The 10,540-nt window shown below is 72.9% G+C and carries 1 protein-coding gene; it reads left to right on the top strand.

What is annotated here, in order from left to right:
• Positions 1–29: 29 nt before the first annotated feature.
• Complete coding sequence (locus tag OG819_RS10920; RefSeq protein WP_353963254.1) at positions 30–10,532, top strand: amino acid adenylation domain-containing protein; 10,503 nt, start codon at positions 30–32, stop codon at positions 10,530–10,532.
• Positions 10,533–10,540 lie beyond the last annotated feature (8 nt).

Here is a 10,540-nt window from a genome sequence, read left to right as displayed (position 1 = left end):
CGTACCCGCTGACCCAGGTGCAGACCGGCATGCTCGTCGAGATGGTGGCCGGTTCGCGGGACGGCGCCCCGGCGGCGTACCACTCGACCGCGAGCTACAAGGTCCGCGACGAGCGGCCGTTCGACGCGGACGCGCTCCGCGCGGCGGTGCGCACCGTCACGGCCCGGCACGAGGTGCTGCGCACCTCCTTCGACCTGTCCACGGCCTCCCGGCCGCTGCAGCTCGTGCACGCCTCGGCCGGGACCCCGGTCGCGGTGCACGACCTGAGCGACCTGGACGCGGCGGGCGCCGACGCGGCGCTGCGAGCGCACCAGGCCGCGGAGCGGGCCGAGTTGCTCGACCCGGCGGTCGCTCCGCAGCTGAGGGTCGCGGCGCATGTCGTGGGCGACGGGTGGTGGCTGGGGCTCACGCAGTCCCACATGATCACCGAGGGCTGGTCGCAGCACGCGATGCTGATGGAGATCATCGCCTGTTACCGGGCGTTCGCGGCGGGCCGCGCGCCCGGGACGTACCAGGCGCCGGATGTCCGCTTCGCGGACACCGTGGCCGCCGAGCTGGCCTCCCTGGAGTCGGCCGAGGACCGCGCGCACTGGCAGGGCGTGGTGCAGGGGTACACGCCGTTCGTGCTGCCCGCCGACTGGGCGGACCGCACGGGCGCGGCTGAGGACTACGCGGTCACCGTGGAGCTGATGGACCTGGAGGCGCCGCTGCGCGCCTTCGCCGCCAGGGCCGGGGTCTCCGTCAAGAGCGTGCTGCTCGCCGCCCACCTCAAGGTGCTCAGCACGCTCACCGACGAGCCCGCCTTCCACACGGGGCTGATCTGCGACACGCGCACCGAAGTCCTGGGCTCCGACCGGGTGTTCGGCATGTACGTCAACACCTTGCCGTTCCCGCACACCCGTACCGCCCGCACCTGGCGGGAGCTGGTGCGCCAGGTCTTCGACCGCGAGGTCGCGCTCTGGCCGCACCGCCGCTTCCCGCTGCCGGAGATCCAGCGCACCGCCGGCACGGCCGGGCGCCTCATCGAGGTGATCTTCAACTACCAGGACTTCCACAACCTGGACGGCCGACAGCTCGATCTCGCGGCCGGGCTCGGCTCGGGCTCCACCGAGTTCGCCCTGGAGGTCTCGACCTCCGGCGGGGGTCTCACCCTGAAGACCGACACCTCGGTGCTGGGCCGGGACGCGGCGGACCGCCTGGCCGCGATGTACCGGTCGGTCCTGGAGGCGATGGCCGCCGAGGGTGTCGACGGCGATGCCCGCACGACCCGTCTGTGCGCCGCCGACGCGGAACTGCTCGACTCCTGGGCGGACACGGCCCGTACGCCGTCCTGGATCAGCATCGAGCGGGAGTTCGAGCGGTATGCCGCCAAGTACCCCGACCGGCTGGCGATCTCCGACGACACCACCGCGCTCAGCTACGCCGCCGCCAACGCGGAGGCCAACCGGCTCGCCCGCCACCTGCGCGGCCTCGGCGTCGGCCCCGACACGGTGGTCGGCATCAGCGCCGACCGTTCCCCCAAGACGGTCCTCGCCGTCCTCGCGGTGCTCAAGGCGGGCGGCGCCTACCTGCCGCTCGACCCGGGCTACCCGGCGTCCCGGCTCGCCTTCATGGCCGCCGACGCGCAGGTGAAGGTGCTGATCACCCAGGGCTCGTACGCCGACGCCCTGGCCGGGATCGACGCCGCCACGGTGCTGCTCGACGAGCCGGCCGACTGGGCCGCGCAGGACGCCACCGATCTGCCGGAGACCGCCCACCCCGACGACCTGGCGTACGTCATCTACACCTCCGGCTCCACCGGCAGGCCCAAGGGCGTCCACGTCCACCGGCACGGCATGGCCAACCACCTGCTCGCCAAGGTCGAGGACCTGGAACTGACCGACGCCGACAGCATCGTGCAGAACGCGTCGATGGCCTTCGACATCTCGGTGTGGCAGATGCTCGCCGCGTTCGCGGTCGGCGGCCGGGTCCGGGTGGCCGACGCGGACACCGCCCTCGACCCACTGTCCTTGTTCCCGCGAACCGCCGACGAGCACATCACCGTCCTCGAAGTCGTACCGTCGCTGCTGCGCGCCGCGCTCGACGCGATGGACGCGGGCGCCCTCGATGTCCGCCTCCCGTCCCTGCGCTGGATGGTGGTGACCGGCGAGGCGCTGCCGCCGGACCTGTGCCGCCGCTGGTTCGACCGATTCCCGCACGTGCCGATGGTCAACGCCTACGGCCCGACCGAGTGCTCCGACGACATCACACACGCCCTGATCCGGGCCGGTGACGAGATCGGCGACACCCGCGTCACCATCGGAAAGCCGGTCCGCAACTTCCGGCTGTACGTACTGGACGAGCACCTGGCCCCGGTCCCGGTCGGTGTCCCCGGCGAGCTCTACGCGGGTGGCGTCGGCGTCGCCCGCGGCTACGGTGGCCGCCCCGGTCTGACGGCCGAGCGGTTCGTGCCCGACCCGTACGGCCCGGCCGGCTCCCGCCTGTACCGGACCGGTGACGTCGTCGCCTGGAACCGGGAGGGCGACGTCGAGTTCCTGGGCCGCGTCGACCACCAGGTGAAGATCCGCGGCCAGCGCATCGAACTCGGCGAGATCGAGGCCGTGCTCGTCGACCGGCCCGAGGTCGCCGACGCCGCCGCGGTCGTCCGTGAGGACACCCCGGGCGTCCAGCTCCTGGTCGCCTACCTGGTGCCCGCCGAGGACGACACGCTCGACGTGGCCGCGCTACGCGCCGAACTCGCCGAGCAGCTGCCGCCGGCGATGGTCCCCGGCGCCTACGTCACCCTGGACGCCCTGCCGCTCACCCCGAACGGCAAGGTCGACCGGCGCGGCCTGCCGGTCCCCGAGGCGGACGCGGACGCCGACGCGGCGTATGCCGAGCCCGCCACCGAGGCCGAGCGCGCGGTCGCCGAGGTCTGGGAGCAGGCCATCGGGGCCCGCCGGATCGGCGCCCAGGACGGCTTCTTCGACCGGGGCGGCGACTCGATCCGCGCCGTCACCGTCGTCGGAGCGCTGCGCGGCCGGGGCTACGACGTGTCCGTGCGGGACGTCTTCGAGCACCGCACGGTCGCGGCCCTGGCCGAACAGGCAGCCGGGCGCGACAGGTTGACCGTCCAGGCCGGTGCGGTCCGCCCGTTCTCCCTGATCGGCGCGGCCGACCGGGCGCTGCTGCCCGCCGACGCCGTCGACGCCTACCCGCTCGGCCAGGTCCAGCTCGGCATGGTCGCCGAACTGCTCTCCGAGAACGGCCGCAACAACTACCACACGGTGGTCTCCAAGCGGATCCGCGACGACCGGCCCTTCGACGCCGACGCGCTGCGCGCCGCGGTCCGCACCGTCACCGCCCGCCACGACACGCTGCGCACCTCGGTGCACATCACCGGCTACGGCGTACCGATGCAGGTGGTGCACGCGACGGCCGAAGTGCCCGTCCGGATAGATGACTTGAGGGGGGCCGGCCCGGTGGAGGGCGAGCGCGAACTGCTCGCGTACGTCGCCGCCGAGCGCGCCGACCTGTTCGACTTCCGTGTCGCCCCGCTGCTGCGCGTCGCCATCCACCTGGAGAGCGACGACGCCTGGTGGCTGACCCTGACCCAGTCCCACGTGATCGTCGAGGGCTGGAGCCAGCACACCCTGGAGATGGAGCTTGTGAACGCCTACCGGGAGTTCCGCGACTCGGGCGAGTCCGCCCCGTACCAGGCCCCGCCGGTGCGCTTCGCGGACTTCGTCGCGGGGGAACTCGACTCGCTGGACAGCGCCGCCGACCGCGCCTACTGGGAGCGGATCGTCAAGGAGCACGCCCGGCTCGCCCCGCCCGCCGCCTGGGCCGGCGACCCGGCCACCGCGGAGCCGTACGGCATCGACGTGCCGCTGGACTCGCTCGCCGAGGCCCTGCGCGCGCGGGCCGCCGAGGCGGACGTGCCGCTCAAGACCGTGCTGCTCACCGCCCACCTGACCGTCATGGGCCGCCTCACGGACGCCGCGGCCTTCCACACCGGTGTGGTCTTCCACGCCCGGCCCGAGGCCGTCGGCGCCGACCAGGTGATCGGCATGCACCTCAACACGCTGCCGTTCGCCCACGAGCGCGGGGCGCGCTCCTGGCGCGAGGCGATCGTCCAGGTGTTCCGCCGCGAGACGGAGATCTGGGCCCACCGCCGCTACCCGCTGCCCGCCATCCAGCGTGCCTGGGGCGGCCGACGGCGCCTGCTCGACGTCCACTTCAACTACATCGACTTCCACCAGACCGACACCGACCTGGTGGACACCGGGACGGGCATCAGCGAGGCGCCGACCGAGTTCGGGCTCTCCGTGCACGCGCACGGCGACCGCAAGATCGGCATCCACAGCGACACCGGCCTGATCACCCGCGCCAACGGCGAGCTCCTGGCCCAGATGTACCGCGAGGTTCTGGAGTCGATCGCGAACGGGCTCGACGGAGAGATCGGGCTCGACGGAGAGATCGGGCTCGACGAGTTCGGGACCACGGAACCAGTGCAGGGGGAGGCTGAAGTGGGCGTTCTCGCTCATGAGTTGTTCGAGGCGTGGGTGGTGGGGGCGCCGGGGTCGGTGGCGGTGGTGGCGGGTGGGTTGTCGTTGTCGTATGTGGAGGTGAATGAGCGGGCGAACCGGTTGGCGCATGTGTTGCGTGCGGCGGGTGTGGGTCCGGAGGATCTGGTGGGTGTGCATCTGGAGCGGGGTGTGGATCTGGTTCCCACGCTGTTGGGTGTGCTGAAGTCGGGGGCGGGTTATCTGCCGTTGGATCCGGCGAATCCGGTGGAGCGTCTGGGGTTTGTGCTGGGGGACGCGGGTGCGCGGGTGGTGGTGACGACGTCGGCGTTGTTGCCGTCGTTGTCGGGTGTGTATGCGGGTGCGGTGGTGGTGCTGGACGCGCAGGAGACGTGTGCTGCGTTGGCTGCGGCTTCGGTGGAGAATCCGGTGCGGGTCTCTCATCCGGACAATGTGATCTACACGATCTATACGTCGGGTTCGACGGGTCGGCCCAAGGGTGTGGTGCTGAGCCATGCCAATGTCGTGCGGTTGTTGGAGACGGCGCAGGAGCATTACGGGTTCGATGAGTCCGATGTGTGGTCGATGGCGCACTCGTATGCCTTTGATGTGTCGGTTTTCGAGATGTGGGGTGCGCTGGCTCATGGTGGGCGGCTGGTGGTGGTTCCGCGGGCGGTGACGCGTGCGCCGGAGGAGTTTTTGGATCTGCTGGTCGGGGAGGAGGTGTCGGTCCTCTCTCAGACGCCGACCGCTTTCCGGTCCCTGGTCGCGGCCGCCGCCTCCGGTGACCGCCGGGTCAAGCGGCTGAGTCTGCGCGCGGTGATTTTCGCGGGCGAGAAACTGGAAGTCTCCGAACTTCGGCCGTGGACGGACAGACTGGGCCTCGGTCGCACCTCGCTCGTCAACATGTACGGCATCACCGAGACCACCGTCCACACCACCTACCACCGGCTCACCAAGCGGGACTTCGCACCGGGCGCGGGCAACCCGGTCGGTCGTCCGCTGGCCGACCTGACCGTGCACCTGCTCGACGCCCAGGGCGCCGAGGTGCCTGTCGGCACCGAGGGTGAGATCCATGTGGCGGGCCCGGGTGTGGCGCGCGGTTACCTCGGACGTCCGGACCTGACCGCGGAGCGGTTCGTGCCGAACCCGTTCGGGCCGGCCGGCGGCCGGATGTATCGCAGTGGTGACCTTGCCCGCCGCCGTGAGGACGGCAGCCTTGAGTTCCTGGGCCGTATCGACGACCAGGTCAAGATCCGCGGCTACCGCATCGAGCTCGGCGAGATCTCGGCCGCGTTGACCGCGCACGAGGACATCGCTCAGGCCGTCGTGGTCGTCCGCGAGGACACCCCCGGCGACAAGCGACTCGTCGGCTACCTCGTGGCGGCCGGGCAGTTCCTCCCCGACGCGGGCGCCCTGCGCGCACACCTGGCGCGGACCCTGCCCGACTACATGGTTCCGGCCGCCTTCGTGGCGCTCGACACCCTCCCGCTCACCACCAACGGCAAGCTCGACAAGCGCGCCCTGCCCGCCCCGGAGGAGGGCGGTCAGCTCCGCTCGGCCGCCGGGTACGTCGCTCCCCGCACGGCCGTCGAGGCCCAGGTCGCCGCGGTGTTCCAGTCGGTGCTCGGCGTCGACAAGGCCGGCGTCCACGACAGCTTCTTCGACCTCGGCGGCGACTCCATCCGGGCCGTACTGCTCGTGGGCACACTGCGGGACGCCGGGTACGAGCTGAGCGTGCGCGAGCTCATGGAGCGGCCGGTCCTCGGCCCGCTCGCCGAGCTGCTCGCGGGGCGCACCGGTGCCGCGCCCGCCGCCGCCCCGGCCCCGGTCGCGCCGTACGCCCAGATATCCACCGCAGACCGTGAGCTGCTGCCCGCCGGTGTGGTGGACGCCTATCCGCTGACGCAGAACCAGCTCGGCATGCAGATCGAGATGCTGTCAGCGCCCGAGCGGCCGGACTACCACCTGGTGACCAGCCTGCGGCTGCGCGACGCACGGCCCTTCGATGCCGCCGCGTTCCAGCGGGCCCTGGACGCCCTGGTGGCCCGGCACGACGTGCTGCGCACCAGCGTCGACCTCGACACCTACAGCGTCCCGCTGCAACTGGTGCACGGCACCACGGAACTCCGGCTGAAGGTTGTCGACCTGACTGGGCTCGGCGAGGCCGGTGCCACCGCCGCCATCGAGGCCTACGTCGACGAGCGTGGCCGGACCGCGCTCGATCCGGCCGCCGCGCCCCTGCTGGACGTCACCGTCCACCTGTGCGCCGACGGGAGCCGCCAGCTCACCGCCGTCAACTCCCATGTGATCCTGGACGGCTGGAGCCTGGGCGGGCTGCTCACCGAATTGCTCGCGCTGTACGACGGGGCCCTGGCCGGGAAGCTGCCCGCCCACGAGGCACCCTCCGTGCGGTTCGCCGACACCGTCGCCGCCGAGGCGCGGGCCCTGGAGTCGAGGGAGGACCGGGCTCACTGGCAGGCCGTCGTCGCCGGGCACGAGCGGTTCGCGCTGCCGGCCGGCTGGGGCGAGACCGACCCGGACGCGTCCGGGGAGATGTACCTCCTCGACGTCGGCTACGCCGACCTGACCGAGGGCCTGGAGCGGCTCGCCGCGCAGGCCCAGGCGCCGCTGAAGAGCGTGCTGCTCGCGGGCCATCTCAAGGCGCTCAGCCTGCTCACTCCCGAGCCCGTCTTCCTGACCGGCCTCACCTCGCACGTGCGGCCCGAGGCGGCCGGCGCCGACCGGGTGCACGGCATGTTCCTGAACATCCAGCCCATCGGGTACACCGACGGCGCCCGCACCTGGCGCGAGCTCGTCGAGCGGACCCTCGCCGCGGAGCTCGCCGGCTGGCCACACCGGCACTTCCCGATGCCCGCCATCCAGCGGGAGTTCGGCGACGGCTCCCGGCTGGTCGAGGTGTACTTCAGCTATCAGGACTTCACCTCGGTCGCCGCCGGGCAGCAGGACCTGGGCGCCCGGGTCGACGCGGATGCCAGTATCGGCGCCAGCTCCAACGAGTTCGGCTTCTCCGTCGGCACCGCCCCCGGCCGGCTCCAGCTGCGCTGCGCGCCCCGCGCGGTCGGCCGGGCCCATGGCGAGCGGATCGCCGCCCTCTACCGCCAGGTCCTGGTGGAGATGGCGGGCGGTGCGGACGGCGACGCCCGCTCCGGCTGCCTGCCGCCCGACGAGACCGGCCGGATCGCGGGCTGGGAGGCGGCTTCCGAGGGGGCGACCGCCGGCCGCCCGGTGTACGAGGTGTTCGCCGAGCAGGCCGCCCGCACCCCGGACGCCGTCGCGGTGGCCGGGGACGGATTCGCCCTGACCTACGCCGAGGTGGAGGCGCGCAGCAATCAGATCGCGCACCACCTGCTCGCCCAGGGAGTCGGCACCGAGTCGCTCGTCGGTGTGCTCCTCGATCGGGGCCCGGACCTGCACGCCGCGCTGCTCGGCGTGTGGAAGGCCGGAGCGGCCTACATCCCGCTCGACCCGGCGTTCCCGGCCGCCCGTATCGAGACGATGCTCGACGACGCGGGCGCCACCCTCGCGCTGACCGGCACCGGCTACACCGACCGGTTCGCCGCCGGGGTCACGGTCGTCGACCTGGCGGCCGACGCCGCCGCGATCGCGGCCCGGCCGACGGCCCCCGCCGGCGTCCCCAGCGAACCGGACCGGCTCGCCTACGCCATCTACACCTCGGGCTCCACCGGCCGCCCCAAGGGGGTCGCGGTCTCCCACCGGGGGCTCGCCAACCATCTGGGCTGGGCGGTCCGCGAACTCGTCGGCGCGGGCCCCGGCGGCGGCGCGGTCTTCTCCTCGGTCGCCTTCGACCTGGTCGTCCCCAACCTGTGGGCGCCGCTGCTCACCGGCCGGCCCGTGGTGCTGCTGCCGCAGGACCTCGACCTGTCCGAGCTGGGGGAGCGGCTGCTCGCCCATGGCCCGTACGCCTTCCTCAAGCTCACCCCGGGCCACCTGGAGGTGCTCTCCCACCAGGTGAGCGACGAGCAGGCCCGGGACCTCGCCGGAGTGATCGTGGTCGCGGGCGAGGCGCTCCAGGGCGAACTCGCCTCCCGCTGGGCCGAGGTGCTGGGAGCGGGGCGGCTCATCAACGAGTACGGGCCGACCGAGGCCTCCGTCGGCACCAGTGTCCTTCCGCTGACGTGGCCTCTCGCCGCCGAGGTGGTGCCGATCGGGCGCCCGCTTCCCGGCATGGTGATGCGCGTCCTGGACGGCGGGATGCGCCGGGTACCGGCCGGGGCCGTCGGCGAGCTGTACGTCGGCGGCACCGGAGTCGCCCGCGGCTACATCGGCCGCGCCGCCCTGACCGCCGAGACGTTCCTGCCCGACCCATACGGCCCCCCGGGCGCCCGGATCTACCGCACCGGCGACCTGGCGCGCTGGCTGGCCGACGGCACGGTCGAGTTCCTCGGCCGCGCCGACGACCAGGTCAAGATCCGCGGCTACCGGGTGGAGACCGGCGAGATCCAGGCCGTCCTGCTCGGCCACCCGGCGGTCCGCGCGGCTTTTGTCGCGGGCCGCGAGCACGCCCCGGGCGATGTGCGGCTCGCCGCGTACGTGGTGCTCGACGAGGCCGTCGAGGCGGGCGCGCTCGCCCGGCACTGCACCGGGAAGCTGCCCGACTACATGGTCCCGGCGACGTTCACGGTCCTCGACTCGATGCCGCTGAACGCCAACGGGAAGGTCGACCGCAAGGCGCTGCCCGACCCCGAAGAGGCCGACAGCGAGGGCGAGTTCGTGGAGCCCGCCACCCCGACCGAGACCGCCCTCGCGGCCATCTGGTCGAGGGTGCTCGGGGTGGAGCGGGTGGGCGCCACCGACAGCTTCTTCGCCCGTGGCGGCCACTCCATTCTGGTCATCCAGGTGGTCGCCGCCGCCCGCGAGGCCCAGCTGCCGCTCTCGCTGTTCATGCTCTACCAGCACGAGACGCTGGCGGAGCTGGCGGCGGCCGTCGACGAGGCGGTCGCGGCCGCCGCGCCCAAGCCCGCCCCCGGGCCCGCCCCGGCGAGCCTGCTGCCGGTGCCGGCCGAGGTGTTGGAGCGGTACCGGGTGCCCGGGGTCAGCGTCGCCGTCATCATCGGCGGCGAACTGGTCGCCGCCGAGGCACACGGCCTCGCCGCAGGTGGGATCCCGGTCACGCCGGTCACGACGTTCCAGGTCGGCTCGCTCAGCAAGCACGTCACCGCCTTCGGCGCGCTGCGGCTGGTCGGGGACGGGGTGCTCGCCCTCGACGAGGACGTCAACACCTATCTGCGCGGCTGGCGCGTGCCGGACGGTGAGGTCCCGGTCACGGTAGGGCAGTTGCTCGGCCACCTGGCCGGTCTCACGCCGACCCCGGGCAAGGGCTTCCAGCCCGGCGACGCGGTACCGACCCTGCTCGACCTGCTGCACGGCAGCGGGCCCACGACGACCGCCCCGGTCGGCCGGGACCTCGAACCCGGCACGGTCTTCCGCAAGGCCAACGTCCATTACTCGGTGCTCCAGCAGGCCATGACGGACGCCACCGGCGAGCCGTTCCACCAGCTGATGCGGACCCTGGTGCTCGACCCGCTCGGCATGCGGGACAGCAGCTTCGACCAGGGCTTCCCTGTCATGCCGGGGCGCGTGGGCAAGGTCGCGCTCGGTCACGACGCCGAGGGCCGGCAGATCGAGGGCGGCCGCCGGATCCGCCCCGACGCGGCTGCCGCCGGCCTCTGGTCCACCGCGCCCGACCTCGCCAAACTGGCCCTGGAGATCCGCCGTTCGGCGCTCGGCAGGCCGCTCGCGCTGCTGCGTGAGGAGACGGCGGCCGAGCTGCTCACGCCCCACCGGGACACCTTCTACGGTCTGGGCACCGTGGTCGACGCCACCGGCGCCGACACCCAGTTCGGCCACGGCGGCACCCCGACGGGGTACCACGGGGTGTCCGTCACCCGGCTCACCGCGGGCTCCGGACTGGTCGTGCTGACCAACGGGGACGCGGGCGAGCATGTGGTCAAGGCAATCGCCGCCGCCATGGACACCGTCTGACCCCGCCC

Origin of the sequence: Streptomyces sp. NBC_01549, from assembly GCF_026339955.1 — a bacterium.
GTDB lineage: Bacteria > Actinomycetota > Actinomycetes > Streptomycetales > Streptomycetaceae > Streptomyces.
This window is presented reverse-complemented; position numbering and strand designations above follow the sequence as displayed.

Excerpts from the sequence above, each read along its gene's own strand:
- OG819_RS10920 (WP_353963254.1), top strand. The coding sequence starts at position 30 with ATGCTCGTCGAGATGGTGGCCGGTTCGCGGGACGGCGCCCCGGCGGCG.